The organism is Streptomyces sp. NPDC039609, assembly GCF_055596705.1.
In genome coordinates this window covers 395,244-420,527 of record NZ_JBVIUJ010000002.1, presented here as the reverse complement: position 1 = coordinate 420,527, position 25,284 = coordinate 395,244, and the positions used below count along the sequence as shown (strand labels likewise).

Annotated in this window: 17 protein-coding genes; 16 read left to right on the top strand and 1 reads right to left on the bottom strand. The window is 73.2% G+C overall.

Features of this window, described 5'->3' with window-relative positions:
* The first annotated feature begins 86 nt into the window (after positions 1-86).
* From ACZ561_RS07315 to ACZ561_RS07260, 12 genes are all read left to right on the top strand, one after another.
* Positions 87-1,424: an ABC transporter substrate-binding protein gene (locus ACZ561_RS07315; protein ID WP_470990697.1), complete on the top strand. Its 1,338-nt coding sequence runs from the start codon at positions 87-89 to the stop codon at positions 1,422-1,424.
* A gap of 136 nt (positions 1,425-1,560) precedes the next feature.
* Complete coding sequence (locus tag ACZ561_RS07310) at positions 1,561-2,442, top strand: carbohydrate ABC transporter permease (protein WP_470991324.1); 882 nt, start codon at positions 1,561-1,563, stop codon at positions 2,440-2,442.
* A gap of 3 nt (positions 2,443-2,445) precedes the next feature.
* Complete coding sequence (locus tag ACZ561_RS07305) at positions 2,446-3,330, top strand: carbohydrate ABC transporter permease (RefSeq protein ID WP_470990695.1); 885 nt, start codon at positions 2,446-2,448, stop codon at positions 3,328-3,330.
* 8 nt (positions 3,331-3,338) lie between these two features.
* Positions 3,339-4,658 (top strand): 6-phospho-beta-glucosidase, encoded by a 1,320-nt coding sequence (locus ACZ561_RS07300; RefSeq protein ID WP_470990693.1) that lies wholly within the window; start codon positions 3,339-3,341, stop codon positions 4,656-4,658.
* Complete coding sequence (locus ACZ561_RS07295; RefSeq protein WP_470990691.1) at positions 4,649-5,638, top strand: N-acetylglucosamine kinase; 990 nt, start codon at positions 4,649-4,651, stop codon at positions 5,636-5,638. The genes ACZ561_RS07300 and ACZ561_RS07295 overlap by 10 nt, the downstream gene beginning before the upstream one ends.
* Before the next feature lie 234 nt (positions 5,639-5,872).
* Positions 5,873-7,294, top strand: a complete 1,422-nt coding sequence (locus ACZ561_RS07290; protein ID WP_470990688.1) for a hypothetical protein — start codon at positions 5,873-5,875, stop codon at positions 7,292-7,294.
* Positions 7,295-7,332: 38 nt separating this feature from the next.
* Positions 7,333-8,373, top strand: a complete 1,041-nt coding sequence (locus ACZ561_RS07285; protein ID WP_470991322.1) for a glutamate ABC transporter substrate-binding protein — start codon at positions 7,333-7,335, stop codon at positions 8,371-8,373.
* Positions 8,374-8,388: 15 nt separating this feature from the next.
* A complete protein-coding gene (locus tag ACZ561_RS07280; RefSeq protein WP_470990686.1) occupies positions 8,389-9,666 on the top strand; it encodes a hypothetical protein in 1,278 nt (425 codons plus the stop codon).
* Between the two features lie 41 nt (positions 9,667-9,707).
* Positions 9,708-12,185, top strand: a complete 2,478-nt coding sequence (locus ACZ561_RS07275) for a serine/threonine-protein kinase (RefSeq protein WP_470991320.1) — start codon at positions 9,708-9,710, stop codon at positions 12,183-12,185.
* A 2-nt stretch (positions 12,186-12,187) separates the two neighbouring features.
* Positions 12,188-13,639, top strand: coding sequence for a PP2C family serine/threonine-protein phosphatase (locus ACZ561_RS07270; RefSeq protein ID WP_470990684.1), 1,452 nt, complete (start codon positions 12,188-12,190; stop codon positions 13,637-13,639).
* Positions 13,640-13,736: 97 nt separating this feature from the next.
* Positions 13,737-15,071 (top strand): vWA domain-containing protein, encoded by a 1,335-nt coding sequence (locus tag ACZ561_RS07265; protein ID WP_470990681.1) that lies wholly within the window; start codon positions 13,737-13,739, stop codon positions 15,069-15,071.
* A 41-nt stretch (positions 15,072-15,112) separates the two neighbouring features.
* Complete coding sequence (locus ACZ561_RS07260) at positions 15,113-16,372, top strand: FHA domain-containing protein (RefSeq protein ID WP_470990678.1); 1,260 nt, start codon at positions 15,113-15,115, stop codon at positions 16,370-16,372.
* 27 nt (positions 16,373-16,399) lie between these two features.
* On the opposite strand, the gene ACZ561_RS07255 is transcribed toward ACZ561_RS07260, so the two are convergent.
* Positions 16,400-17,374, bottom strand: coding sequence for a methyltransferase domain-containing protein (locus ACZ561_RS07255; protein WP_470990676.1), 975 nt, complete (start codon positions 17,372-17,374; stop codon positions 16,400-16,402).
* 100 nt (positions 17,375-17,474) lie between these two features.
* Between ACZ561_RS07255 and ACZ561_RS07250 the strand changes: the two genes are divergently transcribed.
* The 4 genes from ACZ561_RS07250 (at position 17,475) to ACZ561_RS07235 (ending at position 25,119) form a co-directional block, all read left to right on the top strand.
* Positions 17,475-17,879 carry a globin gene (locus ACZ561_RS07250; RefSeq protein WP_470990674.1) on the top strand — a complete coding sequence of 135 codons (405 nt, stop codon included), beginning with the start codon at positions 17,475-17,477 and terminating at the stop codon, positions 17,877-17,879.
* Positions 17,880-18,005: 126 nt separating this feature from the next.
* The gene (locus ACZ561_RS07245) at positions 18,006-21,347 is read left to right on the top strand and encodes an ABC transporter permease (RefSeq protein ID WP_470990672.1); all 3,342 of its coding nucleotides are present in this window, start codon (positions 18,006-18,008) and stop codon (positions 21,345-21,347) included.
* A gap of 32 nt (positions 21,348-21,379) precedes the next feature.
* The gene (locus tag ACZ561_RS07240) at positions 21,380-24,139 is read left to right on the top strand and encodes an FtsX-like permease family protein (protein WP_470990669.1); all 2,760 of its coding nucleotides are present in this window, start codon (positions 21,380-21,382) and stop codon (positions 24,137-24,139) included.
* Positions 24,136-25,119 (top strand): ABC transporter ATP-binding protein, encoded by a 984-nt coding sequence (locus ACZ561_RS07235; protein ID WP_470990666.1) that lies wholly within the window; start codon positions 24,136-24,138, stop codon positions 25,117-25,119. The genes ACZ561_RS07240 and ACZ561_RS07235 overlap by 4 nt, the downstream gene beginning before the upstream one ends.
* The last annotated feature ends 165 nt before the right edge of the window (positions 25,120-25,284 follow it).

The following is a 25,284-nucleotide window of genomic DNA, read 5'->3' as shown; positions in this document are numbered from 1 at the left end:
ACCGGCCCACCACTCGGCTCACCGTCCGGCCGTCCCTTCGTCGTACCCCCTTCCCCCGTAACCCTCCGCCACAGGGAGACTTCGCCATGCCCGTACGCCCGCGCAGAGCCGCCGTCGCGCTCGCCGCCACCGCCTCGATCGCCCTCCTCGCCTCGGCCTGTACCGGCTCCGCCGAGAACAAGGCGAGCGACGACCCGAACGCGCCGACCACGATCACCTTCTGGCACGGCTGGACGGCACCCACCGAGGTCAAGGCGATCCAGGACAACGTCGCCCGCTTCGAGAAGGCCCACCCGAACATCAAGGTGAAGGTCGTCGGCAACATCAACGACGACAAGCTCAACCAGGCGCTGCGCGCGGGCGGTTCGAACGGCCCGGACGTGGCCGCCTCCTTCACCACCTCCAACGTCGGCAAGTTCTGCGCCTCCGGCGCTCTCGCGGACCTGAAGCCCTTCCTGGAGAAGGACAAGGTGGACCTGGACAGGACGTTCTCCAAGGTCCTCCAGGACTACACCCAGTTCGAGGGCAAGCGCTGCTCCCTGCCGCTGCTCTCCGACGCGTACGGGCTCTACTACAACAAGGACGCCTTCAAGGCCGCCGGCATCACCGCGCCGCCGAAGACCTGGTCGGAGTTCAGGAAGGTCGCCAAGAAGCTGACCAAGGAGAAGGGCGACGGCTACGAGCGGCTCGGCTTCATGCCGAACTACCTCGGCTACGAGACCGTCCCGAGCCACTACATGTCGCAGTGGGACCACACGTACTTCGACGCGGACGGCACGTCGAACCTCGCCAAGGACCCGGCCTTCGCCGAGATGCTGACCTACCAGAAGTCGCTGGTCGACGGCCTGGGCGGGTTCGCGAAGCTGGACAGGTACCGCACCACCTTCGGCGACGAGTGGGGCGCCACGCACCCGTTCCACACCGGCCAGGTCGCCATGCAGCTCGACGGCGAGTGGCGGCTGAACTTCATCAAGGAGGCCAAGGTCGGCTTCGAGGTCGGCGTCGCGCCGCTGCCGGTCGCGGACGACGAGGTGGCCGAGTACGGCAAGGGCTACCTCTCCGGCACGATCATCGGCATCGCGCCGCAGAGCAGGAAGCAGAACGCGGCCTGGGAGCTGGTCAAGTACATGACCATGGACACCGAGGCCGTGGTGAACTTCGCCAACGGCATCGGGAACGTCCCCTCCACCCTGGAGGCGCTGAAGTCCCCCAACCTCAAGGTCGACGAGCGCTTCAGGACCTTCCTGGAGATCGCCCAGCACCCCGAGTCCTCCACCTCCGACGGCGCGGTGAACGGCTCCACGTACCAGGACACCTTCCAGGACTTCGCCCAGAAGTACGAGAAGGGCCAGGTCCCGGACCTGAAGAAGGGTCTCGAGGAGACCGCGGCCCAGATCGACCGCGACATCGCCCAGGCGAAGTGACGGTCGGGGCGCACTCCTCATGAGCACCGACACCCTGCCCACGAAGCGACCGGCCGGTCCGGCCGCCGGCTCCCAGGACGGGCGTCACACGCTGCGGTCGAAGCGCGTGCGCAGCGCGCTTCGCACCGTGGCGTTCATGTCGCCCTGGCTGGTCGGATTCGGCGTCTTCTTCGCCTATCCCCTCGTCTCGACCCTGTACTTCTCGTTCATGAAGTACGACGGGCTCAACCCGCCGACCTGGCGGGGTCTGGACAACTGGACGTACGTCTTCGCGGATCTGCCGAAGTTCTGGCCGGCGATGCAGAACACCCTCTGGCTGGCCGTCGTCATGGTCGCCTGCCGGGTCGTCTTCGGCCTCGGCGTCGGTCTGCTGATCACCAGGATCAAGACCGGCACCGGCGTCTTCCGCACCCTGTTCTACCTGCCGTACCTGGCCCCGCCGGTGGCCGCGACGCTGGCCTTCGTCTTCCTGCTCAACCCCGGCACGGGGCCGGTCAACTCGCTCCTGGAGGCGGTGGGCATCCCGGCGCCGTCCTGGTTCAACGACGCGGCCTGGGCCAAGCCCGCACTGACCGTCCTCGCGGTCTGGGGGGTCGGCGACCTCATGGTCATCTTCATGGCGGCGCTGCTCGACGTACCGAAGGAGCAGTACGAGGCGGCGGAGCTGGACGGGGCTTCGGCCTGGCAGCGGTTCCGCTACGTGACGCTGCCGAACATCTCGCCGATCGTGCTCTTCGCGGTCGTCACCGGGATCATCGGCGCGATGCAGTACTACACCCAGCCGATCGTGGCGGCGAAGGTCGCCTCCGGGAAGATGGGCGGCTCGGGGGAGACCTTCGAGCCGGGCTATCCGGACGACTCCACGCTGACCCTGCCGCAGCTGGTCTACAACCTCGGCTTCGGCCGCTTCGACTACGGCGCCGCGTGCGTCGTGGCGCTCGTCCTGTTCGCCCTCTCCATGGCCTGCACCGCGCTGCTGATGCGCAGGCGCGGCGGCCTGATCGGCTCGGGTGACTGATCCATGACCACCGCATCCGCGTTCGACCGTCCCGTGGTGGGCCCCGCCGAGAGGCACGCCCGCCGCAAGGCGGCGCTGCACTGGATCGCCGTGCACTCCCTCGGGATCGCGGCGGCCCTGTTCTTCGTGCTGCCCTTCGTCTTCGTCTTCCTGACGTCCCTGATGAGCGACCAGCAGGCGCTGACCCGGGACCTCACGCCGAACTCCTGGCACTGGGACAACTACGTCCGGGTCCTGGACACCCCCGGTTTCCTCACCTGGTGGCGCAACTCCCTGCTGTACGCGGGGCTCGGCACCGTGCTCGTGGTGGTGTCCTCGATCCCGGTGGCGTACGCCCTCGCCAAGTTCCGCTTCCGCGGCCGGCATCTGTCGCTGCTGCTCGTCATCTCGATGATGATGCTGCCGCCGCAGGTGATCATCATCCCGATGTATCTGTTCTGGGCCAAGCAGATGGATCTCTCCGGCACGTTGTGGCCGCTGATCGTCCCGATGGCGTTCGGCGACGCGTTCGCGATCTTCCTGCTGCGCCAGTTCCTGCTGACGATCCCGAACGAGTACATCGAGGCCGCGAGGATCGACGGGTGCGGCGAGTTCCGTACGCTCCTCAAGATCGTGCTCCCGATGGCCAGGCCCGGCATCGCCGCCGTCGCGCTGTTCCAGTTCTTCTCCTGCTGGAACGACTACTTCGGGCCGCAGATCTACGCCTCCGAGAACCCCGGGGCCTGGACGCTGAGTTACGGCCTGGAGTCGTTCAAGGGCGCGCACCACACCGACTGGAACCTGACCATGGCCGCGACCGTACTGGTCATGGCCCCTGTGATCCTCGTCTTCTTCTTCGCCCAGAAGGCGTTCGTCGAGGGAGTCACACTGACCGGAGTGAAGGGCTAGCTGACGATATGAAGCTCGCTGTCGTGGGGGGCGGCTCCACCTACACCCCCGAACTGATCGACGGATTCGCGCGGTTGCGCGACACCCTGCCCATCACAGAACTCGTCCTGATCGACCCGGCCGCCGACCGGCTGGAGCTGGTCGGCGGGCTCGCCCGGCGGATCTTCGCCAGGCAGGGCCACGACGGGAAGATCGTCACCACCTCCGACATCGACGCCGGAGTGGAAGGCGCGGACGCCGTCCTGCTCCAGCTGCGGGTCGGCGGGCAGGCCGCCCGGAACCAGGACGAGACCTGGCCGCTGGAGTGCGGCTGTGTCGGGCAGGAGACCACCGGCGCCGGTGGTCTCGCCAAGGCGCTGCGGACCGTGCCGGTGGTTCTGGACATCGCCGAGCGGGTCCGGCGGACCAACCCGAACGCCTGGATCATCGACTTCACCAACCCCGTCGGCATCGTCACGCGCGCGCTGCTCCAGGCCGGCCACAAGGCCGTCGGACTGTGCAACGTGGCCATCGGCTTCCAGCGGAAGTTCGCCGGGATGCTCGACGTGGCACCCGCCGACATCCATCTCGACCATGTCGGGCTCAACCACCTGACCTGGGAGACGGCCGTCCGCCTCGGCGGGCCCGAGGGCGAGAACGTCCTGCCCCGGCTGCTCGCCGAGCACGGTGAGGCCATCGCCGACGACCTCCGTCTGCCGCACGCGATCGTGGACCGGCTCGGCGTCGTCCCCTCGTACTACCTGCGGTACTTCTACGCGCACGACGAGGTCGTACGTGAGCTCGGCTCCAAGCCCTCACGGGCCGCCGAGGTCGCCGCGATGGAGAAGGAACTCCTGGAGATGTACGGGGACCCGGCGCTCGACGAGAAGCCGGCGCTGCTCGGCAAGCGCGGCGGCGCGTTCTACTCGGAGGCCGCCGTGGACCTCGCCGCCTCCCTCCTGGGAAACAACAGCGGGCCCGAAGGGCCATCCGTTGAGGGTGGTGGTGGGCGACGGGCGGGCGGTGGTTCGCCGTACCAGGTGGTGAACACGTACAACAACGGCACGCTGCCCTTCCTGCCGGACGACGCCGTGATCGAGGTGCAGGCGGCGGTGGGGCCGCAGGGTGCCTCGCCGCTGCCGGTCTCCCCGCTCGACCCGCTGTACGCCGGGCTGATCGCGAACGTGACCGCGTACGAGGACCTGGCCCTGGAGGCGGCGCTGCGCGGCGGCCGCGAGCGGGTGTTCCGGGCGCTGCTCGCGCACCCCCTGGTGGGGCAGTACGCGTACGCCGACGGGCTCACCGACCGGCTGATCGCGCACAACCGGGAGCACCTCGCGTGGGCGTGAACCTGAACGGGCCGCTCCTCGCGATCGACGCCGGGAACAGCAAGACGGACGTCGCGGTGGTCGGGACGGACGGGACGGTGCTCGGCTCGGCGCGCGGCGGCGGCTTCCAGCCCCCGGTCGTCGGGGTCGAGGCGGCCGTGGACACTCTCGCGGAGGCGGTCGGACGGGCCTGGGCGGAGGCCGGCGGAGCCGACCTCCCGCCCGCGTTCGCACACGTCTCCGCCTGCCTCGCCAACGCCGATCTGGCGGTGGAGGAAAGGGAACTGGAGAAGGCCCTGTACGCGAGGCGGTGGAGCCGTTCGATCAAGGTCCGCAACGACACCTTCGCGATCCTGCGCGCCGGGATCGACGAGCCCCGGGGCGTCGCCGTCGTGTGCGGGGCCGGCATCAACTGTGTCGGCATGGTGCCGGACGGCCGCACCGCCCGCTTCCCCGCCATCGGAAAGATCTCCGGCGACTGGGGCGGCGGCGGCGGACTCGCCGAGGAGGCGCTCTGGTTCGCGGCCCGCGCGGAGGACGGGCGGGGTGAACCGACCGCCCTGGCACGGGAGCTGCCCGCCCACTTCGGGCTGCCGTCCATGTACGCGCTGATCGAGGCGCTGCACCTGGGCCGTATCGCGTTCGAGCGGCGGCACGAGCTGACACCCGTGCTGTTCCGTACCGGCGCGGAGGGCGACGCGGTCGCCCGGTCGCTGGTGCACCGGCTCGCGGAAGAGGTCGTCGCCCTGTCGACGGTCGCCCTCGGGCGCCTCGGGCTGCTCGACGAGGAGGTGCCGGTGATGCTGGGGGGCAGCGTGCTGGCCGCGCGGCACCCGGAGTTGGACTCCCGGATCACCGAACTGCTGGCCCTGAAGGCGCCGAAGGCCGTGATCGGGGTCGTGACCGCGCCACCGGTACTGGGAGCGGCGCTGTTCGCGCTCGACGAGTGGGGGGACGGTCCCCGGGCGGCCGCGCGGCTGCGGGCGCACTACGGCGCGTGATGCCGCACTCCGGCGGGGGCGTCCTTCGGGGCGCCCCCGCCGGACGCGTTCACCCCTGCGTGGTGGAACCGATTTCGGACGGGAGGCGTATTCATAGCAGGGGGTTCGCCTACGGGGGTGGCGCGGACATGAGGCACGATAGGAACAAGATCGCGTCATTCCTGGTGTGCGGGTGGGGCCCCTGAGGCCATACTGCCCTCCGGGGAGTCGTCATCGACCGAGGGGGAGGCCACGTTGACATACCCGCCGAATGCGCCCGCCGCCTCGGCACCGGGCATCGCACCGGCACAGCCGGGCCCGGGTGTGCCCGCGCAGCCGTCCGTGCCGCCCGTTCCCCCGCCGCCCGCAGGTCCGAGCGCCTGGGGCGAGGTCAAGGAGCGACTGCGCCGCGCCGCCACGACCGAGCCCGGACGGCTCCAGATCCTCGGAGCCGTACTGGCCCTGCTGGTGGTCGCGTTCGGGGGCGTCACCGCCTTCGAGGTCGCCGACCGGGCCTCCTCCGCCGACGACGTGGTGAGCCGCAGCCAGCCGCTGAGCGCCGACGCCGCCGACATCTACCGCTCGCTCGCCGACGCCGACACGGCCGCCGCCAGCGCCTTCCTGGCCGGCGCTCAGGAGCCCGCGGACGTCCAGAAGCGGTACGCCGACGACATCAGGACCGCCTCCCGGCTCCTGGTCAAGGCCGCGGCGAGCACCGAGGGTTCCACCGAGTCGGCCCGCGAGATCGCCGCCCTCAACGAGCAGCTCCCCCGCTACACCGGCCTGATCGAGCGGGCCCGCGCCGCCAACCGGCAGGGCCTGCCGCTCGGCGGCGCCTATCTGCGCTACGCCAACAAGCAGATGACCAGCGAGCTGCTGCCCGCCGCCGAGCGCCTGTACGAGGCGGAGACCGCGCGCCTCCATCAGGACGACGAGGACGCCCGGGACTGGCCGTACCTCTCCCTCGCCCTCGGGCTCCTCGCCCTCGCCGCCCTGGCCCTGGCCCAGCGGCGCAACTACGCCCTGACGAACCGGGTGTTCAACCACGGGCTGCTCGCCGCCACCGCCGCCTCCGTGGTCGTCCTGCTCTGGATGGCGGCGGCGCACACCGTCGCCCGCGCCGGTCTCGACGACGCCCGCGAGCACGGCCAGAGCTCGCTCCAGGTCCTCAACGCCGCCCGGATCAGCTCCCTGAAGGCGCGGGCCAACGAGAACCTGACGCTGGTCGCGCGCGGCGCCGTCCTCACCGAGGACGGCAAGAACGACAAGTACGAGACGGACTACACGAGCAGCATGACCGCGCTGACCGACGCGCTCGCCCAGGCGCGGGAGCTGGCCGACGACGACGCCGGGCGCGACCCGCTGGCCACCGTGGCGGAGCGCACCGCCGAGTGGAAGGACCGGCACAAGGACGCGCGTGCGAAGGACGACGCGGGCGACTTCGAGGGAGCGCGGCTCCGGGTCGTGGGCCCCGACAAGACCACCGGGCAGTCGTTCGACCAGGTCGACGCCGCCCTGAAGAAGGCGCTGGCCCACGAGCAGTCCGAGTTCACCGGCGCCGCCGAGGGCGGCCGGGGAGCGCTGACCGGGCTTCCGCTGGGCGCCGCCGTGCTCGGTGTGCTCGGCGCGGCCGGTGCCGTCGTGGGCATCAACCGCAGGCTGTCGGAGTACCGGTGAGAGGGGGCGGGATGCGGAACGGCGTCGACGGCGCGAGGATGCGCGGCCCGGCCGGGCTCCGCGGGCGCCTCCTCGGCAGCCGCCCCCTCGGGCGGCTGCGCGGCTGGGGCGGGGTGGCGGCCATGGCCGTGGCGTGCGGTCTGACCGCCTCGCTGACCCTGCTGCCCCTCACCCACAGTGCCCGCGGCGACTCGGCGGCGACCGAGGTGACCGGGCCGGGCGTGGGCGTCGGTGTGCCCGTGAAGGCGGACACCTGCGAGAACCCGGAGGCCTCCCTCACCCCGTCGAGTGCCGACGGTCCCTCGATCGCGGCGATCAAGGCCCGGGGGAAGCTCGTCGTCGGCGTCGACCAGAACAGCTTCCGCTGGGGCTACCGCAACGCGGAGGAGCGCACGCTCGAGGGCTTCGACATCGACCTGGCGAAGGCGATCGCGAAGGACGTCCTCGGCAGCGAGAACGACATCATCTTCCGGGCCATCCCCACCAACCAGCGGATCGCGGCCCTGGAGAGCGGCAAGGTCGACCTCGTCGTGCGGACGATGACGATCAACTGCAAGCGGATCGAGCAGGTCGCGTTCTCCACCGCCTACTTCCAGGTCGGCCAGCAGATCCTCGCGCCCAAGGGCTCCACGATCACCGGGTACGACTCCTCGCTCAGCGGCAAGCGGATCTGCACGGCCGAGGGCTCCACCGCCTACGAGGCCCTGGAGAAGAACTCCTTCGGCGCGACGTTCAAGGACGAGGCGGACGGCACCAAAGCCGACAAGGACCTGCTGACCGTCCCCAATCAGCTGGACTGCCTGGCACGGCTCCAACTGGGCGAGGTCGACGCCGTCCTCACGGACAACGCGCTGGCGGCCGGCCAGGCCGCCCAGGATCCGGCGGTCGAGCTCAAGGGGAGGCCGTTCACCACCGAGTACTACGGAGTCGCCGCCAAGCTGGGCAACGACGACCTGGTCCGCCGGGTCAACCAGGTCCTCGTGCAGTACCGCCAGGGTCCCTGGAAGGCGGCGTACGACAAGTGGCTGAAGGCGGACCTGCCCGGGATAGCCGGGCCACCCGCACCCAAGTACAAGTAGAGCGAGAGGTGATCGATGGGCGTCGCGGGCACCCCCGGGCCGGTGATGGACCGGGACGAGGTGGACCGTGCGCTGGCGCGGCTCGGCGCGGAGCACAAGGCGGTCGAGGACTCGCTCCTCGCTCTCCAGGACCACGCGGGCCGCAGGCTGCTGGAAGGCGCCGAGCTGACCGGCACGACCCGGGACCGCTGGCAGTCCACCGAGCGGACGATCACCCTGCTCTGGACGTACTTCGACGCCTACACCGGCGCGCTGAGCGAAGCCCGTGAGCTGCGGGCGCGACGGCGCTGGTCCAGTCGCGAGGACCTGGAGGAGCTGACCGAGCGGCTGCGCGGCGAGAGCGTCGTCGTCGCGGGCGGGGCGCAGCAGCAGGCCCAGCTCTCCGAGCGGTTCACACTGGAGGGGCTCGTACGACGGATGAACGAGCTGTACGCCTCCTCGCTCGACATGGTGGTGACCTCCGACGCCGTCTGGTCCGCGCTGCCCGCCCGGATAGATCTCCTCGCGGCGGAGCTGGGGCGTACGCGCTCGCTGGCGCACTCCGTCGGCGTCCGGCCGGGGGAGCACCCGGCCGGCGACGAGCTGGAGTCGATCACGGCCGAGCTGACCGCGCTGCGCACCCAGGTCGTCACCGACCCGCTGTCCTTCTGGCGCCCCGCGGCGGGCAGTTCGGCGCCCGGCGGCGGGCGGCCCGACACCGAGCGGTACGACCGGGCGGCGCGGGCCCTGGAGGACATCCGGCGGGAGATCGAGGCGGTCCTCGCGGTCCGGCAGGACTCCGAGGAGCGGCTGCTGCGGCTGCGGGACGTGCTCTCGCGGGCCGACCGGACGCTGGCCGAGGCACGGGTGGCGCGCGGTGAGGTCCTCGCCAAGATCGCGGCCTCCGAGGTGCCGGCCGTCAGCGGCCCGCCGACGGTCCTCCAGGAGCGGCTCTCGGCGGCCGCCGAGTACCGCAGGCACGCCCAGTGGCACCGGCTCTCCCCGCTCCTGGAGTCCCTGGAGCGGGAGGCCGAGGACGAACTGCTCCGTGCTCGCGAGTCCTTGACCGCGGTCACCGCGCCGCTCGCGGTCCGTGCCGAGCTGCGCGGCCGGCTCGACGCCTACAAGGCGAAGGTCGCCCGCCTCGGCGCCGCCGAGGATCCGCTGCTGATCGAGCGGTACGACGCGGCCCGCCGGATGCTGTGGAGCGCGCCGTGCGACCTGCGGGTCGCCGAGCAGGCCGTGCTGCGGTACCAGCAGGCCGCCGCGGAGGTCCTGTCCGGACCCAGAGATGCCAGGGGGAGTCAGTGGTGAGCACCTGTCAGCGTCCCTCGTGCGAGGGATCGTACGAGGACATGGGCGGCGGCGAGCTGTACTGCGACACCTGCGGGCTCGCGCCGGTCGTCGCCGCGGGCGGAATGCTCCAGGCCAACCCGACCGGGATGGCCGTGCCGGGCAAGGGGTCGGCCTCGTCCCGGTCGAGTTCGCGCGCGTCCTCCCGCGCCTCCTCGCGCTCCTCCCGCTCGTCCACGTCCCGCCGCTCGGTCTCCGGGCGGCTCTCGCGCTCGCTGTCGGGCGGGAGCAGCAGCCGTTCGGTCTCGGTACGCAGCTCGGGCGCGTCGGCGGCGCAGTCCGGGCGGAACCGCCTGGGCGCCGGTCTGGTCTCGATTCCGGAGGTGCCGCGCCCGGACCCGCGCTCCGCGGTGATGGACAACCCCGAGGTTCCGGAGCGGAAGCGATTCTGCTCGCGCTCGGACTGCGGCGCTCCGGTGGGCCGTTCGCGCGGTGACCGGCCGGGCCGCACCGAGGGCTTCTGCACCAAGTGCGGCCACCCGTACTCCTTCGTGCCCAAGCTGCGCGGCGGCGACATCGTGCACGGGCAGTACGAGGTCGCGGGCTGTCTCGCCCACGGCGGGCTGGGCTGGATCTATCTGGCCGTCGACCGGGCGGTCTCCGACCGCTGGGTGGTGCTCAAGGGCCTGCTCGACACCGGTGACCAGGACGCGATGGCCGCGGCGATCTCCGAGCGCCGCTTCCTCGCCGAGATCGAACACTCCAACATCGTCCGGATCTACAACTTCGTCGAGCACCTCGACCAGCGAACCGGCTCCATGGACGGCTACATCGTCATGGAGTACGTCGGCGGCAAGTCGCTCAAGGAGATCGCCAACGACCGCAGGACGGCGGACGGCCGGCGCGATCCGCTGCCGGTGGAGCAGGCCTGCGCGTACGGGATCGAGGCGCTGGAGGCGCTCGGACACCTGCACAGCCGCAACCTGCTGTACTGCGACTTCAAGGTCGACAACGCGATCCAGTCCGAGGACCAGCTCAAGCTGATCGACATGGGCGCGGTCCGCAGGATGGACGACGACGAGTCCGCGATCTACGGCACCGTCGGCTACCAGGCCCCGGAGGTGGCCGAGGTCGGCCCGTCGGTGGCCAGCGATCTCTACACGGTGGCGCGCACGCTGGCCGTGCTGACCTTCGACTTCCAGGGCTACACCAACGTCTTCGTCGACTCGCTGCCCGAGCCGGACCACATCGAGGTCTTCCGGACGTACGAGTCGTTCTACCGGCTCCTGGTGCGGGCGACGGACCCCGACCCGGCCCGCCGGTTCTCCTCCGCGCAGGAGATGGCGGAGCAGCTGACCGGAGTGCTGCGGGAGGTCGTCGCCCTCCAGTCCGGCCGCCCGCGCCCCGCGCTCTCGACGCTGTTCGGCACCGAACTGCGGGTCACGGACACACAGTTGTTCGCGGAGCTGACCGAGGACGTGTCGGCCCTGGGCGCGCGGGAGAAGCGGCGCGGCCGCAAGGCCCTGCCTCCGGGCACGGGCACCGGGGCGGCGGCAGGATCGGCGGTCGGGGCGGCGGCGGGATCGGCGGTCGGGTCATTCGGCGCCGGGCCCTTGCTCACGCCTCTGGACGGGCGGGCCACGTCGCTCGCGCTGCCCGTCCCTCGGGTGGACCCGGGAGACCCGAACGCCGGCTTCCTCGCCGGACTGATGGCCTCCGCGCCCGCCGAGCTGATCAGCGCCCTGCACCACGCGCCCGCGCCCTCCCTGGAGCTGCGGCTGCGCGAGCTGCGGGCCCGTCTGGAGATGGGCGACCTCGGCTCCGCCGGGCGGGCGCTGACCACGCTGGAGGAGCAGGTCCCGGACGACTGGCGGGTGGTCTGGTACCGCGGCCTCACCTCCCTGGTGACCGGCGACCACGAGAACGCGGCGCTGTCCTTCGACGCGATCTACGACGCGTTTCCCGGAGAGCCCGCGCCCAAGCTGGCCCTCGGCATCTGCGCGGAGGTCCTCGGGCAGCTGGACAACGCGGCGGAGTACTACCGCCTGGTGTGGGCGACCGATCCGAGTTTCGTCAGCGCCGCGTTCGGGCTCGCCCGGGTGCAGCTGGCGGCCGGTGACCGCACCGGGGCCGTACGCACGCTGGAGTCCGTACCGGAGGCGTCGATCCACTACACCGCGGCCCGGGTCGCGGCCGTACGGGCCCGGCTGCGGCGTCGGCCGCCGAACGAGCCGCTCGGCGCGGATCTGACGGCGGCGGCGGCGCAGGTCTCCGCGCTCCAGGGCTTCGGTCTGGACGCGGTACGCCGGGAGCAGTTGTCGACGGAGGTCCTCGGCACGGCGCTCGACTGGGTACTCTCCGGAAGTCCCGGCGCGGGACCCGGCGGCGCGCTGCTGCTCGGCAGCGAACTGGACGAGCGCGGACTGCGCTTCGGCCTCGAACGCTCGTACCGGGTGCTCGCCCGGCTCGCTCAGCGGGGCGAGGAGAGGATCGAACTGGTGGAGCGGGCCAACCGTTTCCGCCCCAGGACGTGGGTGTGAGTATGTCCCAGAAGCCCCAGCACGATCTCTCGGCCTGCCCCGGCTGCGCGGAGCCGCTGGATACGGGTGACCGGTTCTGCGGGGCGTGCGGATACGACCTGTCGGCCGTACCGGCGTCGGCGCCGGACCGTCCGACGGTGGCGATCGGTACGCCCGTGAGCTGGCCCGACGCTCCTGCCCGCGAGCCCGGCTCCCTCTCGACGGTGACCCAGCACCCGGGCGATCTGCCGGGCACGGACTCGGGCGGCCACGACCTTCCGGCCACGGAGGCGTCGGAGGGCGCGGAGGCTTCGGCGGCACGGCCCGCACGGGACCTGCCGACCGTCCCCGTCCGTACGGACGGACCGCACGCCGCCGCGACGTCCGGCAGCGGCCTCGCCGCGCTCGCCGCGGAGACGGCGGGTGCCGCGGAGACGGCGGGCGCTGCGGGGACGGCGGAGGCGCCCGCCTCCCCCGGCCCCGACGGTGACTTCACGCTCGCCGCGCCCGACCCCCGCACGACCCCGCCGTCGCCGACCCCGCCCGCCGGGACCAGGCTCTGCGTCGCCTGCCGCGCCGGACATGTGGACCCCGACGGGTACTGCGAGAACTGCGGGCATGCCCAGCCCCGCGAGCGCGACCACATGGAGCAGGAGCTCTCCGCGGTGGCCGCCGTCAGCGACCGCGGCCTGCGCCACCACCGCAACGAGGACGCGTTCAGCGTCTCCGCCACCGCGCTCCCCGACGGCTCCCCCGCCACCCTGGCGATCGTCTGCGACGGCGTCTCCTCGGCGACCCGTCCCGACGAGGCCTCCGCCGCCGCCGCGAGCGCCGCCGGTCAGTCGCTGCTCGCCGCCCTACCCCGCGGCACCCACCCCCAGCAGGCCATGCACGAGGCGATCGTCGCCGCCGCCGAGGCGGTCAACGCGCTGGCCGAGGAGCCCGGCCAGGGCGGCATGGAGCACGATCCGCACCGCCACCAGAACGCCCCCGCCTGCACCATCGTCGGCGCGGTCGTCGCCGACGGGCTGCTGATCGTCGGCTGGGTCGGCGACAGCCGGGCCTACTGGGTGCCGGACGACCGCACCTCCCCGCCCGCCCGGCTGACCCAGGACGACTCCTGGGCGGCCCAGATGGTCGCCGCCGGCCTGATGAACGAGGCGGAGGCGTACGCGGACGAGCGCGCCCACGCCATCACCGGCTGGCTGGGCGCCGACGCGTACGAACTGGAGCCGCACACGGCCGCGTTCAAGCCGGACCGGCCCGGCGTGGTCGTGGTCTGCACGGACGGCCTCTGGAACTACGCGGAGGCCGCCGAGGAGATGGCCCGGGTCGTACCGACGGACGCGGCCGGACGGCTGCTGCACGGCGCACAGGTGCTGGTCGGCCACGCCCTGGACGGCGGGGGCCACGACAACGTAACAGTGGCGCTGCTGCCGTTCGCCCTCTCCTCGCAAGGGGCAGGATCGGCCTGAGCGGTCGTCGGCCCCTGTCCCTCTCGCCTCTGAACCACGCCTGTCCCACGCCTGTCTCAACGCTTGTCTCACGCTTGTTGTCGAGGAGCCTCAACTCATGGCGAACTTCTCCAAGTCGAACGTGCCTCAGTTCTCGGTGGACGTGTACCAGAACGAGTTCCTGCCGGAGGGCGGCCGAGAGGTCAGCGCCATCGTCACGGTCACCTCGACCGGCGGCGGCACCAGTGGCGGTACGGCGCTCGGCGGCAGCGGCACAGGCACCGACGCCGCCGTGGTGATCATGGTCGACTGCTCGGGTTCGATGGACTACCCGCCGACCAAGATGCGCGGCGCGCGGGACGCGACGGCCGCCGCGATCGACGCCCTGCGCGACGGCACCTCCTTCGCCGTGATCGCCGGTACGCACGTGGCGACGGAGGTCTTCCCCGGCAACGGCGGCCTCGCCGTCGCCGGGCCGGCGACCCGTGGCCAGGCCAAGGACGCGCTGCGCCGGCTGAGCGCGGGCGGCGGTACGGCGATCGGCACCTGGCTGAGCCTCGCGGACCGGCTGCTGGCCTCCGCCGAGGTGTCGATCCGGCACGGCATCCTGCTCACCGACGGACGCAACGAACACGAGACGCCGGAGGACCTGCGGGCCGCGCTGGACGCCTGCGCCGGCCGCTTCACCTGCGACGCGCGTGGCGTCGGTACGGACTGGGAGGTCAAGGAGGTCACCGGCATCGCCTCCGCCCTGCTCGGCACGGCCGACATCGTGGCCGACCCGACGGGCCTCTCCGCGGACTTCACCACCATGATGGAGAACGCCATGGGCAAGGAGGTCGCGGATGTCGCGCTGCGCCTGTGGACCCCGGTCGGGGTGGAGATCGCGTTCGTGAAGCAGGTCGCGCCGACGGTCGAGGACCTGACCTCGCGCCGTACGGAGGTGCCCCCGCGGGCCGGTGACTACCCGACCGGTTCCTGGGGCGACGAGTCCCGGGACTACCACGTCTGCGTCCGCGTGCCACAGGCCCAAATCGGCCAGGAGATGCTCGCCGCCCGGGTCTCGCTGATCGCCCCCGACCCGGCGGGCGGCACTCCGCAGACACTGGGCCAGGGCCTGGTCCGGGCGGTGTGGACGGACGACATGGTGATGTCCACGTCCATCAATCCACAGGTCGCGCACTACACGGGCCAGGCCGAATTGGCGCAGGTCATCCAGCAGGGCCTGGACGCGCGCAAGTCCGGTGACCACGACGGCGCGACGGCCAAGCTGGGGCGCGCGGTGCAGTTGGCGGCCGCCTCGGGCAACGAGGACACTGCGAAACTGCTTTCGAAGGTGGTGGACGTCGTCGACGCGGCGACAGGTACTGTGCGTTTGAAGGCGAAGGTCACGGAAGCGGACGAGATGACACTCGAGACCCGCTCCACCAAGACGGTTCGCGTCAAGAAGTAGCCCGGCCAGGGGGCCGGACGACGAGAGGGGGAAGCACCGACATGCCGACCTGCCCGAACGGACACCAGTCGGTTTCCGACGACTGGTGCGAGGTCTGCGGCCACCGCATGGCCGGGGCGGGTGCGCCGGCGGGTGCCGTACCGCCGCCTCCCCCGCCCCCGCCGCCGGCGTACGGATACCCGGGCCCGGCCGGACCCGGACAGGGTCCCGGTGGCCCTGGCCCCGGCCCCGGGGGCTACGACCCGAACGCGACCGCCCAGGCGGAGCTCTGCCCGCAGTGCCGCACCCCGCGCGAGGCCATGGCCCCGTTCTGCGAGGAGTGCCGCTGGAACTTCCTGACCAACACGGCGACCTCGTACACGCCGGTGGCGCCGCCCACCCCGCAGCAGAGCCCGCCGCCGGGCCTCAATCTGCCGCCGGGCTTCCAGTCGCCGCCGCGTCCGCCGCAGCCGCAGGCTCCGCAGCAGCCGGACCCGTACGAGTACCAGAGCTCGCGGCCCTCGCAGATGAACCGGCCGGCGGAGCCGCTGTCCGCCGACCCCACGCACCACCAGGCGCCGCCGCAGCGTCCGCCGATGCAGCAGCAGCCGCCCCAGGGGCAGGCTCCCCAGCCGCAGGCACCGCAGGGGTTCCAGCAGGGTCCCCCGCAGCCCCCGCCGTCGTTCTTCCAGAGCCCGCCGCCCGGACAGCAGGCGCCTCAGCAGCCCGCGCCGCAGGCCCCGCCGCAGCACGGTGGGGGTGGAGGCGGTGACGACTGGATGCTGCCGCCGCCCTCGCAGCCCCAGGCTCCGCCGCAGGCGCCCCCGATGCAGCAGCACGCGCCCCAGCAGCACGCCCCGCAGCCCCCGCAGCAGCATGCGCCGCCGCCGCAGCAGTACCAGCCGCAGCGGCCCGCCGCGGGCTGGTCGGCGTACATCGGGCCGGACCGCGACTACTTCATGGCGATGATGCAGCGCAGCGGACCGGAGGCCACGGGCCTGAACCTGCCCGCCTACTCCCCCGAGCAGCATCTGCCGCTCCAGGGCAACCAGATCAGCATCGGCCGCCGTCGCCACTCCACCGGCGAATCCCCCGACATCGACCTCTCCGTGCCGCCGGAGGACCCGGGCGTCTCGCACCAGCACGCCGTGCTGGTGCAGCAGCCGGACGGCTCGTGGGCGGTGGTGGACCAGAACTCCACCAACGGCACGACGATCAACGGTGGAGAAGAACCGATCCAGCCCTACGTGCCCGTCCCGCTCCAGGACGGCGACCGGGTGCACGTCGGCGCCTGGACGACGATCACGGTCCGCCGGGGATAAGCGGCCAGGATCCCGGCGACCCCGGGATCAGCCGCTCGGCAGCGGCCAGGCGTACGGCCCCTCGGGGTCGTCCAGCCAGGCCCACTGCCGGCCCCCGAGCACCGTCACCCCGAAGCGCTCCCGCTCAGGCCGCCGCTCGCGCTGCCAGAGCGAGAGCGCTTCGCGCGCGTCGAGGGTGTCCTCCGCCAGGGTGCGCAGGAACCGGAAGCGCTCGTCGTCGTACACCTGCCGCGGCAGGCCCATCGGCCGCCGCCGGGGGAAGCGGGCGTTGCCGCCGCGCAGCGCGACGAAGTACGCGGAGGTGGGCAGGAAACGGCCCTCCGCATGGGACGCGTCGCGCACCCGCAGCAGGATCAGCCCGGTGGAGAGCGGGGCGAGGACGAGCGCCTCGGGGCGGCACTGGGCGAGCCAGGCGTACGGGATCGACGGCACGGTGCAGGTCGCGACGATCCGGTCGAAGGGGGCGCGTTCCGGGCAGCCGCGGGCGCCGTCGCCGGTGATCACGACGGGCCGGTATCCGGCGGCGGCGAGATGGGTGCGGGCGGACTCGGTGATGTCCTCGTCCAGATCGACGGTGGTGACGTGCTCGGCGCCGAGTCGGTGGCTGAGCAGGGCTGCGTTGTAGCCGGTGCCGGCGCCGATCTCCAGGACGTCCAGCCCGTCCCGCACCTCCAGGGCCTCCAGCATCCGCGCCATCAGGGAGGGCTGGCTGGAGGAGGTGACCAGCTCCCCGTCCCGTACCCGGGTGCCCAGCGGCTCGTCCTGGTAGGCGCCCCGCAGCCAGCGTGCGCGCCGGCCGGGGTCGGGGTCGCCGGACCAGAACCGCTCGTAGCCGCCGGTCCCGGAGACGTAGTAGCAGGGGACGAAGAGATGGCGGGGCACCTCGGAGAAGGCCGTGTGCCAGGCGGGGTCGCGCAGAGCGCCGTACGCCTCGATCTCCCGTACGAGAACCTGTCGCGCCCGCGCACCGTCCTCGGCGAAGCCGTTCGGCTGAGCGCCCATGCCTCCACTGTCCTGCGCGGGCGGTGGGGAGGCGAGCGGTCCGGAGGCCGGTGGTCCTAGACCTCCGGTCCTCGGTCGGGGCATCTGAGACGATGGAGCGGTGATGGAGATTCCGCGCGGCACACTTCAGGAGCAGACCTTCTACGAGCAGGTGGGTGGCGAGGAGACCTTCCGGCGTCTCGTGCGCCGCTTCTACCAGGGAGTCGCGGAGGACCCTCTGCTGCGCCCGATGTACCCGGAGGAGGACCTCGGGCCTGCCGAGGAGCGCCTGGTGCTCTTCCTGATCCAGTACTGGGGCGGCCCCCGCACCTACAGCGACCACCGCGGCCACCCCCGGCTGCGGATGCGCCACGCCCCGTTCACGGTCGACAAGGCGGCGCACGACGCCTGGCTGAGGCACATGCGGGACGCGGTCGACGAGCTGGGCCTGGAGCCCGAGCACGAGAGCCAGCTGTGGAAGTACCTGACGTATGCGGCGGCGTCGATGGTGAACACCGCGGACTGACGCATTCCGGTGTCGTGGCCCCGAATAACGGTCACGATCGGGTCAAGGACCCCGTGCAAGCGGTTTCCAGGGGCACGTGCCCTCTGAAAGCATCGGACGAACGTTCGGTGGGGTTCAGGGGGATGGGTGACCGGGTTCGTACTTCTGCGTGTCAGGGCACACCGGTTGCTGCTCGCCGCGGCACTTCTCGCCGTCCTGCTGACCACCTCCGTGCTCGCCACGCTCGCGGCCTTCTCCGGCTCCATCGGCGACGCCGCCCTCCAGGGCACCCTGCGGGGCCGGGCCGCGCCCGCCGCCGCACTGGTCGTCTCCGCGCAGGTGCCGACGGGCAAGCGGGACGGCGCCGACGCGGCGGCGCGTGAGGCGGCCGGCCGGACCTTCGACGGGCTGCCGGTCGACGTGCGGAAGCTGGAGCGCTCGGGACCGTACGCACTCCCCCGGAGCCTTCAGGATCCGGGCGCCCGCCTGGGCGAACCCGACCTCACCGACATCGCCGCTCTCGACCGTTCGCGCCTCACGCTCGTGAAGGGCGCCTGGCCCCGCGACGGCGCGGCCGGGGGAACGATCGATGTCGCGGTGCCCGAGGAGGCTGCCCAGCGGCTGCGGATCGGGCCGGGGACCGTACTCGATCTCACCGACCGGCTCGGCGGCAAGCCGGTCAAGACCCGGATCACCGGCCTCTACCGGCCCGCCGACCTCACCGATCTCTACTGGCAGCTCGATCCGGCGGGCGGGCGCGGGGTGCGGACCGTCGTGTTCACGACGTACGGCCCGCTGGTCGCCGATCCCGCCGTCCTCGGCTCCGGCCGGGTCACCGCGGGAGAGACGTCCTGGCTGGCCACGGCCGACTTCACCGGGGTCACCACCGGCCGGATGGACGCGCTGCACGCCTCCGCCACGGCGGAGCCGAAGGCGCTCGCCGCCGACACCTCCCGGTTCGGCTCCACCGTCACCGCGCACACCTCGCTGCCGACCGTCCTCGATCAGACCGACCGGGCCCTGCTGGTCTCCCGGTCCACGCTGATGATCGTCGCCGTGCAGCTGGTTCTGCTCGCCGCGTACGCCCTGCTGCTCGTCGCCCGGCTGCTCAGCTCCGAGCGGTCGGGCGAGACGGCGCTGCTGCGGGCCCGTGGCGGTTCGCGGCGCCGGATCGCCTCGCTCGCCGCCGTCGAGGCGCTGCTGCTCGCCCTGCCCGCCGCCGTGATCGCCCCGCTCCTCGCCGGTCCGCTGACCCGGCTGCTGGCCGAACGGTCCTCGCTCGGCGCGCTGGGCCTACGGCTCGACGACGCCCCTCTCGGTCAGGTGTCCCTGGTCGCGGCGCTGGTCGCCGTCTGCTGCGCCGCCGCCGTCGTGGCGCCCGCGCTGAGCACCGGGGACGGGGCGGTGGTGAAGCTCCGCAAGGGGCGTACGGCCGCGCTGCCCGGACCCGTACGGGCGGGGGCCGACATCGCCCTCCTCCTCGTCGCGGCCGTCGCCTACTGGCAGCTCGACCGGCAGACCGGTGCGTCCGGGGACGGGGGCACCGGCGCGCTCAGCGGCGACCGCGGCGGCTCCCTCGGCATCGACCCCCTGCTCGTGTCCGCCCCCGCGCTCGCGCTGCTCGCCGGCACCGTCCTGACCCTGCGGCTGCTGCCGCCCGCCGCCAGGCTCGCCGAGCGGCGCGCCGCGGGCGGGCGCGGACTGCCGGCCGCGCTCGCGGGCTGGCAGTTCAGCCGCCGGCCGCTGCGCGGCGCGGGTCCGGTGCTGCTGCTCGTCCTCGCCGTCGCGATGGGGATGCTCGCCATCGGGCAGAGCGCCTCCTGGGACCGCTCGCAGGAGGACCGGGCCGACTTCCGTACGGGAGCGGCGCTACGGGTCCTCACCGGCGGCGCCCCCGACCCGACCCGGGCCGGCCGGTACGCCGCGCTGCCCGGGCTCGGCTCGGCCGCCCCCGCGCACCGCGCCACCACGGACCTCGCGGAGAACCGGACCGCGACCGTCCTCGCCCTGGACACACGGCACGCCGCCGACGGGTTCCTGCTCCGTGACGATCTCGCCGACCGTCCCAGCTCCGCCCTGCTGACGTCCCTGGCCCCGAAGGACGCCCCGCGCCCGGGGCTCGCGCTGCCCGTCGGCAGCCGCGGCCTCGCCCTCGACCTGAGGCGCACGGCGCCGCCGGGCACGGCGACGATCCAGGTGACGGTGGTCCTCGAGGACCGCCACGGCGTTCCGTACCGTCAGCTCCTCGGGCCGCTGCCGGCCGACGGGAAGCCGCACCGGCTCGCCCTCGACCTCGGCCCCGACGGGACCGGCCCGGCGGCCGGCGGTGTGCTGAACCTGACCGGCGTGGAGCTGGACGGGCAGAGCGCCGACGGCCCGGGCGGGCGGCAGACCCTCGCCGTCGAACGGATCGTCTCCCTGCACGAGCGCGGCGCCGAGCGCCCGCTCGACATCGCCCGTCCCTTCGCTTCCTGGACCGCCGGGTACCGGACGACGTCGAACGGCGAGTGGCAGGATCCGCTTGCGCTCACCGGGAGTTCGGGCGGCAGCGCGCCGTTCTCGATCGGATACGACGTCGACGGCGTGTCCCGGACGGACCTCTTCGACGGTCCGGAGGACTTCACCGTGCGGATCGCCGCCCCGCGGCCCGCCCCGCCGAAGACGCTGCGCGGGGTGGCGAGCGACGCCTTCCTCGCGGCGGCGGGGGCGAAGAAGGGCGACGAGGTGGAGGTGTCGCTCGCCGGCCTGCGTCTACGGGTGACGATCGTCGACAGTGTCCGGGAGCTGCCCACCACCGGCAACGGGGCCCGGGCCGTGTCCGCGACCGCGCCGGCCGCCACGCCCGACGACGGGGGCGGCCTCCTCGTCGACCTGCACACGGCCAACCAGTACCTCGCCTCCGACCGCACCGCCACCCTGCCGCCCACCGAGTGGTGGCTGACCGCGGCGCCCGGCCGGACCGGCGAGGTCGCCCGGGCGCTTCGGGCCCGCCCCGACACCGATCCCGGCCAGGTGCTCGTACGGGACGAGGCCGCCGCCGAGCTGCTCGGCGACCCCCTCGGCGCGGGCCCCAATGCGGCGCTGATGGCGGTGGCGGCGGCCGCCGCCGCGCTCGCGGCCGTCGGGTTCGCGGTCAGCGCGGCCGGCTCGACCCGTGAACGGTCGGCCGAGTTCGGGGTGTTGCGGGCGCTCGGCGCCCCGCGTCGCCAGCTGGCCCGGCTGATCGCCGCCGAACAGGGCCTGCTGGTCGGCATCGGCCTGCTCGTGGGCGTCGCCCTCGGCGCCGTCCTGACCCGAGCCGTCGTCCCGCTGGTCGTCCTGACCGGACAGGCGGCCCGGCCCGTCCCCCGCGTCCTGGTCGAACTCCCGCCCGGACACATGGCCCTGCTGCTCGTCGGGGTCGCCGCGGTGCCGCTGCTGATCGTCGCCACGATCGCGCTGCGCCGCACCGACCCGGCCGTGACCCTGCGCCACCAGGGGGACCAGTGATGCGTACCGCACCCGGAAGGAAGGCGTCCGACATGCCCCGCAAGCCCGCCCGCGCCGTGGCTCCCTGGGTGCGGACCCGGCTGCGGACCGCACCGGGGACGGCATGGGCCTTCGCGCTCCTCGTCCTGGTCACCGCCTTCCTCGCCGCCGCCCTCCCCCGGACCGTCGACAGGTACGAGACCGAGGGCCTGCGGCACCACATCGCCACGGCCGCGCCCGCCACGTCGGTCCTCGACATCACGACCCTCCTTCCTCGGGTGCCCGCGGAAGGCGGCATCGAGCCCGATCGGCTGGCCAAGGACCGCGCCGCGCTGGAGGAGCTGCTGCCGCAGCCGCTGCGCGCCGATCCCCGGGAGTCGGTGCACGGGGTACGGACCACGAAGCGGGTCACCGGGCTCGACCCCTGGCTTCCCCAGCCGTTCGGGATACCCCCCGAGCTCACGATGGCCACACCGTCCGGGCTCGCCGAGCACGCGACGGTACGGGAGGGCCGGCTGCCCGCGCAGGCCGACGCGACCAAGGGCACGAGCGAGGCGGCCGTCACCACGGCGACGGCGAAGTCGCTGCGACTGAAGGTCGGTTCGGTGGTGCACGTGCCGGCCAAGTTCTCCTCGACCCCGCTCGCCGTCACCATCACCGGCATCGTGGACCCCATCCGGCCCGGGGGCGCCTACTGGTCCGTCGAACCGCTGCTGCGGTCCCCGGTGTACGCCGTCGTCCCGCGCGGCGACGGCAAACAGTTCTACTGGCAGGCCGCGCTGCTGCTCCCGCCCGCCGCCGGCCCCGTGCTCCTTTCGGGCAGCGGTGAACCGGAGCTCTACTGGCGCCTCGCGCCCGCCTCCGGCCATCTCACCGCGCAGGACACGCCCCGGCTCGGCGAGGCCGTCGCCTCCATGTCCGGCGGTCCCGGCCTGGTGCAGGTCCGGGAGGCGATCGGCCGGAACGGCGCGGTCGGCACCGACCTCGACGAGGTCGTCGGCGCCTACCGCGGGATGCGTACGGCGATCGCCCCGGTCGTCGCCGTCGCCACGTTCGGCATCGGCGCGGTCGCGGCTGTCGTCCTCGCACTGACCGGGGGGCTGTTCGCGGCCCGGCGCTCCGCCGAGCTGGCGTTGCTGCGCTCGCGCGGCGGCTCGCTCGCGGGTATCGGCGTCCGGCTGCTCGGCGAGACGGCCGTCCTCGCCCTGCCCGCCGCCGGGCTCGCTCTGCTGCTCGCGACGGTCGTCTTCCCCGACGCCCGATTCCTGCCTGCCCTGGCCGCGGCGGGCGCGGTCGCGCTCCTGGCCACGTTGGCGCTGCCGCTGCGCGCGCTGTTCCTGCACCGCAGGCCGCTCACGCACGGCAGCCGCCAGGACCTGGTGGACGCCCGGCCCTCCCGGGGCCGTACGGTCGCCGAACTCACCGTGCTCGTCCTGGCCGTCGGCGCGGTGGTGGCGCTGCGCCGACGCGGTACGGACGATTCCGGGGACTATCTCGTCAGCTCGGCGCCGGTGCTGGTCGCGCTGATCGCCGCACTGGTGCTCGTACGGCTGTATCCCTTGCCGCTGCGGTGGGCGGCCCACCCGGCGCGCAGGCTGCGCGGGGCGGTCGGATATCTGTCGCTCGCCCGGGCCGGGCGCTCCTCGGCGACCGGCGCGCTGCCGCTGCTCGCGCTGCTGGTGGCGCTGACGACGGCCGCGTTCGGCGGCTCGGTGCTCGCCGGGGTCGCCGACGCCCGCGACCGGGCCGCGCTCCTGGAGACGGGCGCGGACGCACGGGTCTCGGGGAACACCGACGGGATGCCGCTGCCGGCCGGACTGGCGACGGCGGTGCGTGGGTCGGCGGGGGTACGGGACGTGGCCGCGGTCCAGATCGAGTACGGCCTGCTGCTGCCGGCCGGGACGGGCCGGCCACCAGGGGCGCGGTCCGCGCCCCTGGTGGGCGTGGAACCCGAGTCGTACACCCGGCTGGCCCGGCAGACCGGCTTCGGGCCCTTCCCCGCCGGTCTGCTGAAGTCCACCGGTACGGGCGGCCGGATCGACCACGACCGGGTTCTGCCGGCGATCGCCTCCCCGGCGGTCGCGGCGCGGCTCGGTGGCGAGCCGCAGAGCGTGACGGCGGCGGCGGGTGAGTTCAAGGTGCGGATCGTGGCGGTACGGGCCGCCACCCCGGCGCTGCCCGGCGGGGACTTCCTGCTGGTCAACGCCGCCGACCTGACGAACCGGGCGGACACCGCGCTGCTGGCGTCCGGCCCTTCGGTCGACGGCAAGGCGCTGCGGGCCGCGGTCGCGGCGAAGTCCCCGAACTTCTCGGTGGTGCTGAGGACCGAACGGCGGGCCACCTATGTGGACTCGCCGATGCAGTCGGGCGCCGAGCGGATCTATCTGGCGGCGATCGGCGCGGGCGCAGGCTACGCGGTGCTCGCCGTTCTGCTGTCGCTGATGCAGTCCGCGCCGGAGCGGGCCACGCTTCTGGCCCGGCTGCGGACCATGGGACTGACCCGGCGGCAGGGCCGGCGGCTCCTCGGGCTCGAGGCGCTGCCGCAGGCCTTGCTCGCCGCGGTCGGCGGCACGTTCGTCGGCTGGGCGACGATCCTGCTGCTGGGGCCTGGTGTGGATCTGGTCCGGCTCTCCCTGGCGGCGGCGCCGGGGTTCGCCGTCCTCGACGGCGCGACCCTGCGGGCGGACCCGTGGTCGCTGGGGCTGCCCGCGCTGGGAGTGGTGGTCCTGACAGGGGTGGCGGCCGCCCTTCAGGCGTGGTGGTCGGCGCGCACAGGCTCGATCAAGGAACTCAGGGCAGGAGACGCACGATGACCGACATCAGCCTTGCGGAGCTGGAACAGCGGGCGACCGCGCACCGCGACCGGCCCTCGTACGGGCACGACGCCCTGATCGCCTGCGACCGGCTCGTACGGATCTTCACCACGGACGGGGTGGAGGTGCAGGCGCTCCAGGGGCTCGATCTCCTGGTGAAGGAGGGCGAGTTGATGGCTCTGGTCGGCGCGTCCGGCAGCGGCAAGTCGACCCTGATGAACATCCTGGCGGGCCTGGACGTGCCGACGGCCGGGGCGGCGAAGGTCGCGGGCTGCGATCTGCTGGCCATGGACGCGAAGGCGCGGCTGCGGTACCGGCGGGACGTGGTGGGCTTCGTCTGGCAGCAGACGGCGCGCAACCTCCTCCCGTATCTGACGGCAGCGCAGAACGTGGCTCTGCCGATGCAGCTGCGCGGCGGCGGCCGGTCGCGGCGGAAGGGCGAGCGGGCGGAGGAGTTGCTCGCGATGCTGGACATCGCGGACTGCCGGGACCGGCGCCCGCACCAGATGTCCGGCGGCCAGCAGCAGCGGGTCGCGATCGCGGTCGCGCTGGCCAACTCCCCCTCGGTGCTGCTGGCGGACGAGCCGACCGGCGAGCTGGACTCGGCGACGGGCGAGCAGGTCTTCGCGGCCTTCCGTCGCGCCAACGAGGAGCTGGGCACGACGATCGTGATCGTCACCCACGACCAGGCGGTCGCCTCCGAGGTCCGCCGCACGGTCGCCATCCGCGACGGCCGCACCTCCTCGGAGGTCCTGCGCCGTACGGAGGTCGACGCGGAGGGCCAGGAATCCCTGGTGGCGCGCGAGTACGCGATGCTCGACCGCGCGGGGCGGCTGCAGCTGCCGGCGGAGTACACGGAGACGCTGGGCATGGAGCACCGCGTGATGCTGGAGCTGGAACAGGACCACATCGGGGTGTGGCCGGACGGCAAGGGCCCGGACGACACGGACGGAACGGGTCCGGACGACGCGGAGGGCTGACGGGGTCCGCGGGGGGCGGCTCTCGTCCCCCCCCTGGAGCGCGGGGGCTCTCGCCGCCCTGGTGTGCGGGGGCGGCTCTCGTCCCCCCTGGAGCGCGGGGGCCATCGCCTCCCTGGTCCGCGGGGGGGGGGCTCGCCCCTGGTCGGCTGTGCCACGTATGACTGG